This is a genomic window from Longispora fulva (genome assembly GCF_015751905.1).
Taxonomy (GTDB): domain Bacteria; phylum Actinomycetota; class Actinomycetes; order Mycobacteriales; family Micromonosporaceae; genus Longispora; species Longispora fulva.
Genome location: NZ_JADOUF010000001.1, coordinates 8,188,312 through 8,203,248, shown reverse-complemented (window position 1 = coordinate 8,203,248; position 14,937 = coordinate 8,188,312). Strand labels below are relative to the sequence as shown.

Annotated in this window: 12 protein-coding genes; 5 read left to right on the top strand and 7 right to left on the bottom strand. The window is 70.3% G+C overall.

Going from position 1 to position 14,937, the window contains the following annotated elements:
- Positions 1-149 precede the first annotated feature (149 nt).
- Complete coding sequence (locus IW245_RS38005; protein WP_233472975.1) at positions 150-1,166, bottom strand: aldo/keto reductase; 1,017 nt, start codon at positions 1,164-1,166, stop codon at positions 150-152.
- A 210-nt stretch (positions 1,167-1,376) separates the two neighbouring features.
- Between IW245_RS38005 and IW245_RS41305 the strand changes: the two genes are divergently transcribed.
- The gene (locus tag IW245_RS41305; protein WP_231399076.1) at positions 1,377-2,174 is read left to right on the top strand and encodes a phosphotransferase; all 798 of its coding nucleotides are present in this window, start codon (positions 1,377-1,379) and stop codon (positions 2,172-2,174) included.
- A 159-nt stretch (positions 2,175-2,333) separates the two neighbouring features.
- Here the strand turns inward: IW245_RS41305 and add are convergent, their stop codons facing one another.
- The 6 genes from add to gcvPA form a co-directional block, all read right to left on the bottom strand.
- The gene (gene add / locus IW245_RS37995) at positions 2,334-3,287 is read right to left on the bottom strand and encodes an adenosine deaminase (RefSeq protein ID WP_233472976.1); all 954 of its coding nucleotides are present in this window, start codon (positions 3,285-3,287) and stop codon (positions 2,334-2,336) included.
- A 460-nt stretch (positions 3,288-3,747) separates the two neighbouring features.
- Positions 3,748-4,548, bottom strand: coding sequence for a GntR family transcriptional regulator (locus IW245_RS37990; RefSeq protein ID WP_197007882.1), 801 nt, complete (start codon positions 4,546-4,548; stop codon positions 3,748-3,750).
- A 42-nt stretch (positions 4,549-4,590) separates the two neighbouring features.
- Positions 4,591-5,331 carry an SDR family NAD(P)-dependent oxidoreductase gene (locus tag IW245_RS37985; RefSeq protein ID WP_231399075.1) on the bottom strand — a complete coding sequence of 247 codons (741 nt, stop codon included), beginning with the start codon at positions 5,329-5,331 and terminating at the stop codon, positions 4,591-4,593.
- 54 nt (positions 5,332-5,385) lie between these two features.
- The gene (locus tag IW245_RS42870) at positions 5,386-6,909 is read right to left on the bottom strand and encodes an ATP-NAD kinase family protein (RefSeq protein WP_504739618.1); all 1,524 of its coding nucleotides are present in this window, start codon (positions 6,907-6,909) and stop codon (positions 5,386-5,388) included.
- An 85-nt stretch (positions 6,910-6,994) separates the two neighbouring features.
- A complete protein-coding gene (gcvPB, locus tag IW245_RS37975; RefSeq protein WP_197007880.1) occupies positions 6,995-8,590 on the bottom strand; it encodes an aminomethyl-transferring glycine dehydrogenase subunit GcvPB in 1,596 nt (531 codons plus the stop codon).
- Complete coding sequence (gene gcvPA, locus IW245_RS37970) at positions 8,587-9,885, bottom strand: aminomethyl-transferring glycine dehydrogenase subunit GcvPA (RefSeq protein WP_197007879.1); 1,299 nt, start codon at positions 9,883-9,885, stop codon at positions 8,587-8,589. The genes gcvPB and gcvPA overlap by 4 nt, the downstream gene beginning before the upstream one ends.
- Positions 9,886-9,986: 101 nt before the next feature.
- On the opposite strand from gcvPA, the gene IW245_RS37965 reads away from it, so the two are divergent.
- Genes IW245_RS37965 through IW245_RS37950 form a run of 4 tightly spaced genes read left to right on the top strand, consistent with a single transcriptional unit; the run spans position 9,987 to position 14,900 of the window.
- A complete protein-coding gene (locus IW245_RS37965; protein WP_197007878.1) occupies positions 9,987-11,300 on the top strand; it encodes an ABC transporter substrate-binding protein in 1,314 nt (437 codons plus the stop codon).
- Positions 11,297-12,136 carry a carbohydrate ABC transporter permease gene (locus tag IW245_RS37960; RefSeq protein WP_197007877.1) on the top strand — a complete coding sequence of 280 codons (840 nt, stop codon included), beginning with the start codon at positions 11,297-11,299 and terminating at the stop codon, positions 12,134-12,136. The genes IW245_RS37965 and IW245_RS37960 overlap by 4 nt, the downstream gene beginning before the upstream one ends.
- Entirely contained in the window at positions 12,133-12,939 is an 807-nt protein-coding gene (locus IW245_RS41295; protein WP_197007876.1) for a carbohydrate ABC transporter permease, read from the top strand. The genes IW245_RS37960 and IW245_RS41295 overlap by 4 nt, the downstream gene beginning before the upstream one ends.
- Positions 12,936-14,900 (top strand): beta-galactosidase, encoded by a 1,965-nt coding sequence (locus IW245_RS37950; RefSeq protein ID WP_197007875.1) that lies wholly within the window; start codon positions 12,936-12,938, stop codon positions 14,898-14,900. Before IW245_RS41295 ends, IW245_RS37950 begins: the two co-directional genes overlap by 4 nt.
- Positions 14,901-14,937: the final 37 nt, after the last annotated feature.

Sequence of the window (14,937 nt, the reverse complement as noted above, 5' to 3'; positions counted from 1 at the left end):
GCCCAGCGGGGTCAAACCGGGCTCCCGTGCCTCGGCCCAGCCCGGCGGGGTGGGTGCCACAGCCGCCCGGACGGACTTGTCTCTGGTCCCTCCTGTGCACTGGGCCGAGGAGCCGAGCCTCCCCCTCCCCGCCTGCCGCGTGGCACAGCTCAGCGGCGGCGCAGCCGGGAATCCGTGATCGACGGCGGCTCGTAGCCGGCGTCCGCCGGGTTCAGGTTCACCCCGGGCGGCACGATCTCGTCGATTCGGTCGAGGACGTCGGCGGACAGCACCACCGTCGCGGCCCCCAGCTGCGACTCCAGGTGCTCCAGCGTCCGGGGCCCGATGATCGCCGACGTGACCGCCGGATGCGCGAGCACGAACCCGATCGCCAGGTGGATCAGGGACAGTCCTGCCTCGTCGGCGAGCGCCGCCAGCTTCGTCACCGCCTCGATCTTCGGCGCGTTGGCCGGCAGCGCCGCGTCGTAGCGCGCGGGGAACCGCTCGACCCGGCGGGAGCCGCCGTTCAGGTACGAGCCGGACAGCCAGCCGCCGGCCAGGGGGCTCCACGGCAGGATGCCCAGACCGTAGCGCTGGGCGACCGGGAGCACGTCGCGCTCGATGCCGCGGGCCAGGATCGAGTACGGCGGCTGTTCGGCCACGACCCGCTCCCGACCACGCCGCTCGGCCGTCCACTGGCCCTCGACGATCTGGGCGGCGGAGAACGTGGACGTACCCACATAGTGGATCTTGCCTTGGTGGACCAGGTCACTCAACGCGCTGAGGGTATCGTCGAAGTCGACGCTCGGGTCGGGGCGGTGCACCTGGTACAGGTCGATATGGTCGGTCCGCAGCCGCCGCAGGCTGTTCTCGACCTCGCGCATGATCCACCGCCGCGAGTTGCCCCGATGGTGGGGGTTGTCGCCCATCTGGCCGTGGAACTTGGTCGCGAGGAACACCTCGTCGCGCCGCCCGTCGACGAGCGCCTTGCCGACGACCTCCTCGGACTCGCCCTGCGAGTAGACGTCGGCGGTGTCGATGACGGTGATGCCCTCGTCGAGGGCACGGTGGATGATCCGGATGCCGTCGGCGTGGTCAGCGTTACCGATCCGCCCGAAATTCATCGCGCCGAGGGTCAGCGGGCTGAGCCGGACGCCGGTACGGCCGAGGACGCGGTAGTCGGACACTGTCTCTCCTCTGGGTGCCGGCTCTCCTCCGGGGTGCCTGCGAGGCGCGGTGTCCGCGCCACGCCGGGCCTGCCGATCAACTGTCGCACGCGCGCGGCTTCCGGCGAGCGGGCGTGGCGATCTGGGTGTGGGATGTATGTCCGGTGGGACCTGGTGGCCTGTGGGGTCAGGTCGGCCCTGTGGAACCGGGGCTGCCCGAGGGAAGGGCTCATGTTCCGAGACGACAGGATGGAACTCGTGGACGACGACGTCGCTGGACAGAGTCAGGCGTCGGGCCCGGGCGAGCGGTCGCAGGAACGTGCACTGCCCGGCGGGTTCGTGAACGCCGTGGTACGCGTCGGGGACACCGTGCGCCGACCGCCGGCGCCGGGATTCGCACACGATCTGCTGCACCACCTCGAACAGCACGGCTGGGCCGGCGCGCCCAACCATCTCGGCACCGACGACCAGGGACGCGACATCCTCACCTTCGTCGCCGGACATGTGCCGTGGAAGCCCCCGAGGCCGGCCTGGTTACGCAGCGAGGAGAGCTTGGCCCGGGTCGCCGCGCTGGTCCGCGAGTTCCACGACCTGACTGCTGGCACGGACCTGGCTGGTGATCACGAGGTGGTCTGCCACAACGACCTGTCGCCGAGGAACACGATCTACCGGGACGGGAGTCCTGTCGCGTTCATCGACTGGGACACCGCGGCACCGGGGCTGCGGGTGCAGGACGTGGCACACGTGTGTTGGCAGTACGCGGGGCTCGGTGCGGAGGTCCTCGACCCCGTGCTGGCGGGGCGACTGATCCGGGTGGTCGCGGACGCGTACGGGTTGGAGGACAGGGCCGGGCTGGTCCGGACGGTGCTGTGGTGGCAGGACCGCTGTTGGCAGGGGATCGAGCGGGCCGCGGACGGTGGGGATGTGGCGATGGGGAGGCTGCGGGAGGCCGGGGTGGTGGGGGAGGTTCAGGCTGCCTGGGGGTGGACGGCGAGGCATCGAGGTGAGTTGGAGCAGGGGTTGGGGTAAGGGGCACGGTCCGGGTGCCGGTCGGGGTCCGGGTCCGGGTCCGAGTCCGCGCCCAGGTTCGGGCCGGGGCCGGGGCCAGGTCCGGGTGTCTGGGGCAAGGCCGAGGAAGGGCGTCGCGAACACGCTGGCCGATGTCGAACGCCAATCGACTCGCTCCGCTCAGCCCTCCGACAGCCAGGCGTCCACCCCCTCCAGCAGCACCTGCCGCACCTCTCCCGGAGCTGCCGAGTGCACGATCGAGTCCCGAGCCAGCTGAGCGAGCGTCACGTCGTCACATCCAAGATCACGCGCGATCTGGTACTCCCCCGCCAGCCCCACCTCGAACAACAACGGATCATCCGTGCCCAACGCGACCGGCACTCCCGCGTCGAGCAGCGCGAACAGGTCCCAGGCGACGCCCAGGGGCGGATACGACGTCGGACACAACTCGACGGCCACCCGTCGCTCGGCGAGCACGGCGAGGGTGTCCGCGCAGGTGGCAGCCGTGACAGCGTGGCCCACCCGGTGTGCGCCCAGCACCTCGACACAGTCGCGGACATGCGCGGCCGGCTCGTAGAATCCGGCGTGCGGCACGATCCGAAGTCCGGCATCAGCCGCGATCCGGCAGGCTGCGGCGAAGTCCCCGACTTTGCCGAGCCGCTCGTCGTTGGACAGACCGAATCCGACCACACCCGGGGTCGCCGCCGCGAGTCGAGCCAACCGCTCCGCGTGCCCGGGGTCCGCGCCCCAGCTGGCCGCGATCACCACTCCCACCGGGATCGGGGCCTCGGACACGCCAGCGAGCACCGCCTCGAGCACCGCCTCGGCGGAACCGAGCCGGGCAGCGTACGACGTCGGGTCGACCTGCAGCTCCAGCCAACCGGCCCCGTCCGCCGCGTCGGTCTCCGCCGCCTCGCGGACCAGCCGGGCGATGTCCGGGGCGGAGCGCACCACGGCCCGCGCGGTGTCGTACCTGTCCTGGAAGTCCGCCCAGCCGTGCACCTGGTCCGCGGGCATCGGGGCCGGGAGCCGGAGTCCGTCGCGGGCGGCCCACTCGGCGAGGGTGTCGGGACGCATGGAGCCGGTGAGGTGCAGGTGGAGATGCGCCTTGGGCAGCGCGTACAGGTCCCTCACCGGAACCGCCCGACGGGAACCAACCGGCCCTCCCGATCGGCCGGCCCAGGAGCCGCGGTCCGGTGTCCGCCGGTCACCGGTTCCACCGATATCCACCACATCAACCGCCCCGTTCATCTGCTGACGGATCCATCAACCGCCAGGCTTGTCCGCCGCCGGCCATGTCGCACGGGCTCACTCGACGTCACTCTCACCGCTCTGTCGCACCGGCTCAACTGCGGTTCCAGCTGTCACATCGGCTCACCCGCCGATTCCACAGCCCCAGCTCACCAGCTCACCAGCTCACCAGCTCACCAGCTCACCAGCCAGTCAACTCCACCGCCCGCCGGACCGGCCAATCCTCCCACCGTCGTCCATCAGCCTCCGCACGTCGGACAGCGCCCCCGCTGGGATCGGAGTCCGCAGACACGCGGCCGTCTCCTCGCCGTGACCGGTCCTCGCCCTTCGCCCGGTCCACCGGCTACGCGCCCCCGGACCTCGCCCCACCGGGCCCACCGGTCCGGTGCTCCTCGCGAAGACTGCGGACACCGTCGCGGCTCTGGCCGGCTGCGGGCTCCGCATGCCGGCCACCCTCGACGATGATCTCCAAGCCACCGCGCCCACCGCCCGCGTTCGGCCAGGCCGAGTCGATCCGGGTCAGCACCTGATCGGTACCCGACGTCCAGTTCGCCTTCAGCGCCAGCACCGCACCGGACAGGTCACCGGCGATCAGCCGCTGGGCGATCAGTCGATGCTCGTCGGCTGACCGGCTGACCTGGGTCTCGTCGCCCAGCTTGAGGTGCACGTACCTCCGCAGGCTCGCTTTCACCGTCGTGATCAGGTCCATCAGCCGCTCGTTGGGGCAGCCGCCGAGGAGCAGTTCGTGCCACTCGTCGTCGCGCTGCTCGACCTCGGCCTGGGTGGCTTCGGAGGCGGCGAACTCCTCGGCGAGCTCCAGGAGACGCGGGGCGGTCCGCTCCAGGTACGCGGCGCCTGACGACTCCAGTGCCAGAGCCTCGAGGGCCGCCACGACCGGGGACAGCTCCTCGTACTCCCGGGGCGTCACCGGCGCGAACCGGAACCCCTTGCCCGGTGAGCTCTCGATCAACCCCTCGATCTCCAGGGCGATCAGGGCCTCCCGCAGGGGCGTGCGGCTCACCCCGAGTTCGGCGGCGAGCCTGGCCTCGTTGATGTTGTGCCCGGCCGGGAAGTCGCCCCGCCTCGACCTGGCCAGCACTTCGGCCTTGATCTGGTCCCGCAGTGGGCGTCGCTCGATCGCCATGGTCCGCCTCCCCCACCCGTCAGTGTGCGCTCTCGCGGCCATCTATGCGGTACCGCCGCCGTCGACCGGCAGGATAGCGCCCGAGACGAAGCTGGCGGCGTCACTCGCCAGGTACGCCACCGCCTGGGCGATCTCGCGCGGCTGCCCGATCCGCCCCAACGGCCGGTCTGCGGCATCCACGTAGAAACTCTCCACCGTCGCGCCCAGCTGGGCGGCCTCATCCGCGAGCATTCCCGTAGCGGTGTCTCCGGGGCACACGCAGTTGACCCGGATATTGTCCGGCCCGTGGTCGATGGCCATCGCGCGGGTCATGTTCACGACGGCGCCCTTCGAAGCGCAGTAGGACACCGCGCGGCCGCCGCCGGACATGCCCCAGCCGGAGCCGGTGTTGATGATGCTCCCGCCGCCGGCCGCTCGAAGGTGCGGAACCGCGTACCGACTCATCAGCATGATGGACTTGATGTTGACCGCCATCACGAGATCCCAGTCATCTTCCGTGATGTCCTCGACCGTCGAACGCCGGATGATGCCGGCGTTGTTGAACACCGTGTCCAATCCGCCGAACGCCGCGACCGCCGCCGCGACGGCCCCCTCGCAGTCGGCGGCCTTCGAGACGTCGCAGCGCACCGCGACGCCGCCGATCCGGTCAGCGTGCTCCCGGGCCCGGTCAAGGTCCACGTCCGCGAGGACGACCCCGGCGCCCAACTCCGCGAACAGCTCGGCCGTGGCCAGGCCGATGCCGGACGCCGCTCCGGTGACGATGGCCCGCTTACCCTGCAACATGTCTCTGCGCTCCCTGGTCCGTTCCATCATGGTGCCGTCCGTGCGCCCGGCGGGTCATACCAGCCGGTACATCGTGCGCCGCCGCCAACCGGTGAGCACCGGCAGGTGCCCACGCAGTCTGGCGTCGAGTTCTTCGTCCCCGGTGTCGACCAGGAGTGGCCGCCCACCCAGCGCGGCGAGTTTGGCCTCGGTGGCCACCACGGTCAGCTCCGCGCGCGGAACGAGATCGAGGAGTTGCTGGTTGCCACGGCCGAGCAGGAAACCCTGACCGCCGACGGGCGAGAGGATCAGCCGCACGGCGATGGCTCTGCCCGCGAGCGCCGTCGCCGTCCGCGCGTCGATGTCGGGGTGGACCTCGTCGTCGAGCACGGCGGTGACTCCCGTGACGGGGGCGCGCAGCCCGTGCCGGCGCAGGATCGCCCGGGTGGTGGTGCCGGGGCCGAACACGTGCAGCACACCGGGCTCGAGGTCGACGGACGCCGCGATGCCAGCGAGGTCTTCCCCCTCGGTGACCGTGGATCCGATCTTGCGGTGCTGGACCCGGCGGGCGAGCACCGGGACCGGCAGGTGGCCGTACAGCCGGGCCGACACCCTGGCCGGGTCGGACCGGTCGACGACCTCGCACTCCCGGACCGGCGCCCGACCGTCGAGGTACGCCGCCGCGACTTCCCCGGCGGCGCGGGGCCCCACGGCGTAGACGGCGGAGTGCACCTTGACCCCGGTGGGGATACCGAGCACGGCCGGACGACGCCCTTCTGTCAGCACCCCGTCGTGAAACGGCTCCCGGGGAAACCACCCGGAACCGTCAGCGCTCGGCCAAGCCTCCGTCGGACCGGGCGACGCATCGCCCGCCCGAGCCGGACTCGCCCCCAGCGACGCATCGCCCGCCCGAATCGGACTCGTCCCTGACGACGCATCGCTCGTCCGAGCCGGACTCATGCCCGGCGACACGATGCCCGTCTGAACCCGAGGCGTGCCCGGCGGCGCAATGCTCACCCGAACCGGCGCCATGCCGGTCGGCGCAGCCGTCGACACGGCTCTTGCCTCCGGTTTTCTCGCGGATCCCGGTGCCGTCCCGGTCTCTCCAGCGGTCAGCCGAACCGCCACCCCCGCCCTATTCACCGGCTGGGAGCACCCCTCGGACACCGCAGCCAGCACATCACGGGCCGTGCCGTCGCCCCCCGCGAACAGGAGTAGTTCGACCCCGGCGGAGAGCAGCGCCAACACGGCTCGCGCGGTGTCAGCCCCCGACGTCACCTCTGGTCGGCCCACGACAACGGTGGCGGACACCCCGGCCAGGGCCGCAGCCGTCTCCCCCATGTCTCCGGCCACCGTCAGCACCCGGACATCGGGCCGGTGCGCCACGAGCGCGGCCACCGCGAGCGCGGCCCGGTCGGCAGATCGCGGGGCCACTCCTGCCGCGAGGCTCCGGATGTCCGGCGCGTCACTGCCGTGCAGCGCGCCGGGACCACCGAGCCCGGCGACAGGATTGACGACGAGCCCGACGAGTGGCCGGCCCGGGAGGGGCCGGGGCACAGGAAACGCCCCTGTCTCTCCCTGGACCGCGGCAGCCTCCATGGCCGCTGCGGCCGCTGCGGACTGCTTGGCGTGCTTGGCCTGTGGGGGGATCGACGTCCCCGCGGAGACCTCGACCCTCGTCGGGTCAGCGGGCATCGGCGATCTTCCGGCGGTAGGCCCTCCAGGTGACAGCCCAGGTACCCGGGTCGTCGAGGGTGTCCTCGCGGTTGCGGTGCACCGTGGAGTTGTGGGGCGCGGTGCGGACGGTGTCCGGGGACTCGTACGCCTCCCTGGCGACCTCGCGCATCACCCCGATGTACTCGTCCAGGTCCGTCCGCGAGTAGGACTCGGTGGGCTCCAGGGTGGCCGGCTCCGCGACGACGTACGGGTGGTGGCTCGTCCAGTAGTGCACGCCGAAGTCGGCTGCCCGCAGGCCGAGGTCCTCGGAGTGCACCCCCGTGTCGGCGTGCAACTGCTCCCACGAGTAGCGCACCTGCTCGATGCGACGTCTGCCGTCCGCGTACGGCGCGGACACGCCCCGGATCTTCAGCATCTCGGTGAGCAGGTAGTTGTTGTTCAGGACGGCGATCTCGGCCACCTCACGCAGACCCTCGGCACCCAGGGCCATGATCCAGGAGTAGGCACGGACGATGTTGCCTGCCACGCCCTGGTAGGGCCGGACCTTGCCGATGGACAGCGGGCCGGGGTCGGTCAGGTCGTAGCGTACGCCGTCGAAGGTGACCAATGGTCCGGGCAGGAACGGCGCCAGCTCCGCGGTCACCCCGCACGCGCCAGCCGCCGGCCCGCCGCACGCGTGCGGGGTGGAGAACGTCTTGTGCAGGTTGAAGTGGCACAGGTCGAAGCCGGCCTCGCGGGCGCGGGTGATGCCGAGGATCCCGTTGGCGTTGGCCTGGTCGTAGCTGGCCAGACCACCGACGGAGTGCACGATGTCCACGAACTCCGCGATCCGCGGGTTGAAGATGCCCGTGTCCTCGGGATTGGTGATCAGCAACGCGGCGGTGCGCTCGGAGACGGCGGCCTTCAGGGCGTCGATGTCGGGGTAGCCGTCCGCGTCCGGGTACAGCGTGACGACCTTGTAGCCAGCCGTTGCCGCGCAGGCCGCGTTGGACGGGTGCGAGAAGATCGTCGTGATGATCTCGTCGCGCTGGTCCGCCTCCCCCCGAGAGGCGTGGTACGCGCGGATCATGGCGACGTTGGTCCAGATCGCGGCCGATCCGGCCCCGGGCTGGACCGTGACGGCGTCCATGCCGGACACCTCGGCGAGCATGCCCTGCAGGCCGTGGATGATGGCCAGCACGCCCTGGACGGTGGCCGGGTCACGGGCGGGGTGCAGCTCCGCGATCCGCCGGATCAACACGTCGTTGACCTTGGGGCTGTATTTCATCGTGCAGGTGCCCTGGCCGACATCGACGTTCAGGTCGGCACCCAGGGTCTCCTGGGACAACCGCAGGTAGTGGCGCAGCACCCGGTTCTGCGAGATCTCCGGCAGCGCGGGAGGGGTCGCGCGCCGGATGCCGTCGGGCAGCGCGGCGGCGGGGTCCCCGACGAGGGCCGTGACCTGTGGCTCCGCGAGCGGGGGCAGGATGCCGCGCTCCCCTGGCTGGGTCAGTTCGAAGACCAGCGGCTCGTCCCAGCTGGCCTGCCGGAACCGGCGCAGCGGTGGCTTGCCCCCGATCAGGGCCGCGGAGGGGTCGACGGGACCGGTGTTGGTGGCCTTCATGCCAGCACCTCTCTCACGGAAGCGGCCAGGAGCTCGATGTCGGCCTGGGTGTGCACCTCGGTCACGCAGACGAGGGCTCGGTGCCCGTCGAGGGGCAACCCGGCGAAAATGCCGCGGTCACGAAGCGCGTCGAGAATCTCCCCGACGGGTCGAACAAATTCCACCACGAACTCACAGAAGTGTGGATCGTCTGCGTTCGGGAGCGTCACGCCCGGAATCGCCCCCAGGAGGCGCATGGCGTAGGCCGTGCGGGCCATGATGGTCGAGCCGATCTCCCGCATGCCGGTCGGCCCCATCAGCGACAGGTAGACCCCTGCGGTGATGCCCCAGAGCGCCGCGGCGGTGCCGACCCACTCCTTGCCCTCCTCGCGGACTCCGAACGAGGTGCGGTCGTAGGCGACGTCGCCGAAGCCGTACTCCCCGTCGACCACGGTCGGGACCAGGCCGAACAGGCGGGAGGGGAACTCCATGACCAGGCGCTCGTCGTCACGGGTGGCGATGAAACCCGCCTGCCCCCCGCCGTACTGCATGTGCATGCCGAGCGGCTGGATGTCCCCGCAGACGATGTCGGCGCCGAAGCTCGCCGGTGAGGCGAGCACCCCGAGCGCCATCGGGTTGCAGCTGACGACGGCGAGGGCCCCGGCGGCGTGCGCTGCGGCCACCAGCGTCGGCGCTTCGACGTCGATCACGCCGTGGTGGTTCGGATACTCCAGGAAGACGCAGGCCGTGTCCTCGTCGAGGGCATCGGTGAAGGTCATGGCACCGCGCAGGTAGTCGGTGATCTTCGACAGCTTGTCGGGCGACACCGGCCCGCCGAGCAGCACCTTCGACCGACCGGTGACCCGACCGGCCATCCGGATCGAGGTCGCCGCCGCCTGGTAGCCGTCGTATGTCGGCACGTTGACGACGTCGAGCTCGAGCAGCTCGCCCATCAGGCTCTGGTACTCCCAGAGGGCCTGGAACCGACCGTGGTCCTCATACGGCTCGCCGGCGTAGGCGGTGAGAAACTCCGCCCGGCCGTTGACCTCGTCGCAGACGGCGGGCACGTGGTGCGGGTAGCAGCCGCCGCCCAGGAAGCTCAGCCCGTCGACGTTGCGGTCGAGCAGGCCGCCGACGTGCCGGACGAGTTCCGCCTCGCTCCGCATCGGCTCCGGCAGCAGCAGCGGTCGGTGCAGGCGCAGGTCGGCGGGGATGTCGGCGTAGAACTCCTCGACATCGACCGCCCCGACCGAGACGAGCATCGCGGCCCTGACCTCAGGAACGGAGTTCGGGATGTAGGGGTGGGCGTGGTCCATGCCCACCAGTATGCACATTGTATTCAAAATTCAAAAGACTTGACTTCGATGTTGGATCGTGTTCACTATCGAAGCATCGATCCACGCCATCGGAGGCTGCCGTGACCCTCACCCGACGACACACCCTGTCCCTCACCGCGCTCGGCCTTCTCGGTGCGGCGGCCGGTTGCGCCACCGGCTCGCCCAAGAAGTCCGCGAAGCAGGCCACCGAGGGCAGGGAGCTGACGGGCACCGTCACGATCTGGGCGTGGGACGTCGCGGCCACCGCGCTCAAGCGCCTGGGACCGCAGTTCACGGCCCTGCACCCGAAGGTCACGATCGAGGTCACCGACATCGGCTACGACAACGCCTACGACAAGATGGCCATCGGCCTCAAGTCGGGCAGCGGGCTGGCCGACGTGCTCACGGTCGAGACCGACCACATGCAGACCTATGCGGCCCAGTTCCCGACCGGGTTCCTGGACCTGACCAGCGTCGCCAGCTCCATGAAGGCCGATTTCGACCCCTCGAAGTGGTCAGCGTCGAGCGACAGGACCGGCAAGCTGTTCAGCCTGCCGTGGGACTCGGGCACGGCAGGGCTGTTCTACCGCACGGACCTGTTCGCGACCGCCGGGATCGACCCGAGGTCCCTCGCCACCTGGGACGACCTGATCACTGCCGGCACGGCCATCCTGGCGCGTACCGGGGCGAAGCTGCTGGTCAGCGACGTGTCCAATGGCGCAGGTCCGGTGCCGATGATCATGCAGCAGCAGGGCGCCGGCTACTTCAACGCGTCCGGCGACATCACCCTGGACTCGTCGGCGACCCTCGCGGCGATCGACATCGTGAAGCGGTTGAACGACGCCGGGCTGATCCTCAACGTCAAGGGCTGGGACGCCCTGGTCAGCGCCAACAAGGACGGCAAGGTGGCCTGCGCCCCGTCCGGAGTCTGGTGGGCCGGAACGCTCGCCACCGAGATGCCGGAGCTGTCCGGCAAGTTCGGCGTGATGCCGCTGCCGGCGGTGGCCGGCGGCGGTGGCCGGACCGCCAACAACGGCGGCTCCACCCTGGCGGTGCCGTCCCAGTCGAAGAACCCGGACGCGGCATGGGCGTTCGTGAGGTTCTGTCTCGCCGATGTCGGCAACCAGGTGTCGATGATGAAGGCGGAGGGCCTGTTCCCCGCCTATCTGCCGGCTCTGCGCGACCCGTTCTTCGACGCCCCGCAGAAGTACTTCGGCGACGCCACGATCTACCGGATGTTCCGCGAGCAGACCCCGAAGATCCCGACGATCACCTACACGGACGACTACGCCAAGGCAGGTGACCTGCTGGACTCGGTGGTGCCCGGCGTGCTGTTGCGGGGCAAGGATCCCAAGGCCGAGCTGAAGGGCGCGGCCGCCCAGCTCGCCGGTCAGACCAAGCGGAAGCTGGCGTGAGAGGGCGCGCCGGCTGGTTCTTCACGGCACCCGCCGCCGCGCTCTTCGCGGTCTTCTTCGGGTACCCGCTCGTGGCCAGCCTCGTGCAGAGCTTCCAGACGGACTCCGACGGCGAGACGGTGTGGGCGGGCCTCGACAACTACACCCGGCTGTTCGAGGATCCGCTGGTCGGACGGTCCCTGGTCAACATCGCGCTGATCCTCACGGTCCAGGTGCCGCTGATGCTCGTGATCGCCCTCGGCCTGGCCCAGGTGCTGAACCTGAGCTGGCTGCGGTTCCGCTCCGGCTACCGGGTGGCCTACTTCCTCCCGGCCGTCACCACCCTCGTCGCCTACGCCGTCGTGTTCCGGGTGCTCCTCAACACCGACCCCGGCCTGCTCAACCAGCTGCTCGGCACCCATATCGACTGGCTGAACGACCCGACGATGGCCCGGGTCGCCCTGATCGGCTCGATCACGTGGCGCTGGAGCGGGTACAACATGGTGATCCTGTTGGCCGGGTTGCAGGCCATCCCCAAGGAGCAGTACGAGGCGGCGGCGATCGACGGGGCCGGCTCCCTGCGCACGTATCTGAGCGTCATCGTGCCCCAACTGCGCCCTGTGCTGCTGTTCTGCCTGATCACCTCGACGATCGGCACGCTGCAGCTGTTCGACGAGAGTTTCGTGCTCACCTCGGGCGGGCCGGACAACGCGACCCTGACCCCGGTGCTCTACCTGTACGAGAACGGCTTCCAACAGCTCGACTTCGGGTACGCGGCGGCGATCGCCTGGCTCGTCGTCGCGCTGACCGGTCTGCTCTCCCTCGTGCAGTTCCGCGCGCTGCGGACGAAGTCGTGAAGCGGCTCGCGCACCTGCCGCTGGCGGCCGGCGCGGTGGTCAGCCTGTTCCCGTTCTACTGGATGATCGTCGCTGCCACCCACCGCACCCGGGACCTGCTGCACTCCCCGCCGCCGTTCCTGCCGGGCGACCAGCTCTGGGAGAACCTGCGCCGCCTGGAGGACACGGTCGGCTTCACCCGGGTCACGGTCAACACCGTCGGCCTGACGGTGGTGTACACGGCGCTGTCGAGCCTGATCAGCGCCATGTGCGGTTACGGGCTGGCGAAATTCCGGTTCCGCGGCCGGGGGATGCTGCTCGCGGTGCTGCTGGCGACCATGATGATCCCGTTCCAGGTGCTGCTCGTTCCCTTGTTCCAGATGATGGCGAACGTGGGCTGGATCGACACGTACCAGGCGGTGCTGCTGCCCTTCCTGGCCAACTCCTTCGGCATCTTCCTGATGCGCCAGGCGTTCCTGGAGTTCCCCGACGAGCTGATCGAGGCGGGCCGCCTGGACGGCTGCTCCGAGGCGCGGATCTTCTACCGGATCGTGCTGCCGGCCGCCCGACCCCAGCTCGCCGCCGTCGTGATCTTCACGTTCATCTCGCAATGGAGCGCCTTCATCTGGCCGTTGCTGATGCTCAACTCCGAGGAGAAATACACGATCCCGGTGGCCCTGTCCCGGATGATCGGCCAGTCACACGTCGACTACTCCGGTCTGATGCTCGGCGCGTTCATCGCGACGTTGCCGATCATGGCGGTGTTCCTGGCGTTCCAGAAGCAGTTCGTGTCCGGCCTGCTCGGCGGCTCGGTGAAGGGATGACGATGAGGTACGGCGGCGACTGGAACCCCGAACAGTGGGGACCCGACACCTGGCGCGAGGACGTCCGGCTGATGCGACAGGCCGGGGTCAACATGATCACGCTCGGGGTGTTCTCGTGGGCCCGGCTGGAGCCTGCCGAAGGCGTCTACGAGCTGGACTGGTTGGCCGAGATCATCGACCTGTTGTGGTCGCACGGGATCAGCGTTGACCTGGCCACGGGCACGGCCTCACCGCCCGCGTGGTTCGTCCGGAAGTACCCGCAGGCGCTGCCGGTGACCGCTGAGGGCATCCGGCTGGAATTCGGCTCCCGCCAGCACTACTGCCCGTCGTCCCCCGAGTTCCGGACCGCGACGGTCGCGTTGGCGACCCGGATGGCGGAGCGGTTCGCCGACCACCCGGCGCTGGCGATGTGGCACATCTCCAACGAGTACGGCGACCATGTCACCGAGTGCTTCTGTCCCACCTCGGCTGCGGACTTCCGCCGGTGGCTCACCGCCCGCTACGGCACGTTGGAACGGCTGAACCACGCCTGGGGCACCGATTTCTGGGCCCAGCGGTACACGGCGTTCGAGGAGATCGAGGCGCCCCGGGCGGCACCCGGACCGACGAACCCGACTCAGCGCCTGGACTGGCGGCGGTTCTGCTCGGACGCGCTGCTGGAGTGTTACCGGGCCGAGCGGGCCGTCCTGCCGCCCGGCGTGCCGGTCACCACGAACTTCATGTCGATGATGCGCGACCTCGACTACTGGAAGTGGGCCGCCGAGGAGGACGTGGTCTCCGACGACGCGTACCCGGACCCGGCCGACCCCGCCGCGCACGTCACAGCAGCGATGAACTACGACCTGATGCGTTCCCTGCGCGGCGGCCAGCCGTGGCTCCTCCTCGAACAGGCCCCGTCAGCGGTGAGCTGGCGCGAGGTGAACATGCCCAAGACCGACGCGCAGTACCGGCTGGGGAGCCTGCAGGCCATCGCCCGGGGCGCCGACGGGGTGCTGCACTTCCAGTGGCGCGCCTCGGTGGCCGGCGCGGAGAAGTGGCACTCCGCGATGCTCCCGCACGGCGGGGAGACGTCCCGGGGGTACCAGCGGACCGTGGCGTTCGGCCGCGAGCTGACCCGCCTGGCCCCGGTGGTGGGCGCGAGGAGCACGGCGCACGTCGCGATCGTGCTCGACTGGGACTCCTGGTGGGCCCTGGAGCTCGACGAGCACCCTTCCCAGTTGCTGCGCTGGCGGGAGCTGGTCCGGGCGTGGTACGAGCCGCTGTGGAACAGGAACATCGCCGTCGACTTCGTGCCCGTGGACGCGGACCTGGCGTCGTACAAGCTGGTGCTCGCGCCCAACCTCTACCTGGTCACCGACACGACCCGCGCCAACCTCGAGTCCTACGTGGCCGGCGGCGGTCGACTCGTGGTCGGGTTCTTCTCCGGGCTGGTCGACGCCAACGACCACCTGCACCCCGGAGGGTATCCCGGTGCGCTCCGCGAACTGCTGGGCGTCGCCATCGACGAGTTCTGGCCACTGCCGGCCGGCGAGTCCTCGGACGTGAGCCTCGACGGCCGCTACCCGGTCACCCTGTGGCGGGAGTGGCTCAGCACCACCACGGCGCAGGTCGAGGCCAGTTACCTCGACGCGCCGCTCGCGGGCCGGCCCGCGATCACCCGGAACCGGTTCGGCGCGGGCACCGCGTGGTACATCTCCACCCACCTCGGGGCCGACGGGCTCGACAGCGTGTTCCGCCCGATACTCGAGGCCGCCGCCGTGCCCCTGGTCGGCCCCGACCACGGTCCGGTCACGGCCCCGCCCGGGGTCGAGCTGTGCCGGCGCGGCGACTTCCTCTTCGTCCTCAACCACACCCCCGACCCGGTGACCATCGACGTCACCGGACACGACCTGCTCACCGATCGACGCGTCGACGGCACCCTGCACCTGGCCGGCTCGGACGCCGCAGTGCTCGCCCCGTAATCCCCCCTCAACGCGTCGGCATGGTCGACCAGTCTGG

What these genes read in the sequence shown, in the direction of transcription:
- IW245_RS37985 (WP_231399075.1), bottom strand. Translation starts at nt 5,331, where the DNA reads ATGTTGCAGGGTAAGCGGGCCATCGTCACCGGAGCGGCGTCCGGCATC.
- IW245_RS41305 (WP_231399076.1), top strand. Translation starts at nt 1,377, where the DNA reads ATGTTCCGAGACGACAGGATGGAACTCGTGGACGACGACGTCGCTGGA.
- IW245_RS37950 (WP_197007875.1), top strand. Translation starts at nt 12,936, where the DNA reads ATGACGATGAGGTACGGCGGCGACTGGAACCCCGAACAGTGGGGACCC.
- gcvPB (WP_197007880.1), bottom strand. Translation starts at nt 8,590, where the DNA reads ATGAAGGCCACCAACACCGGTCCCGTCGACCCCTCCGCGGCCCTGATC.
- gcvPA (WP_197007879.1), bottom strand. Translation starts at nt 9,885, where the DNA reads ATGGACCACGCCCACCCCTACATCCCGAACTCCGTTCCTGAGGTCAGG.
- IW245_RS42870 (WP_504739618.1), bottom strand. Translation starts at nt 6,909, where the DNA reads ATGGAGGCTGCCGCGGTCCAGGGAGAGACAGGGGCGTTTCCTGTGCCC.
- IW245_RS37990 (WP_197007882.1), bottom strand. Translation starts at nt 4,548, where the DNA reads ATGGCGATCGAGCGACGCCCACTGCGGGACCAGATCAAGGCCGAAGTG.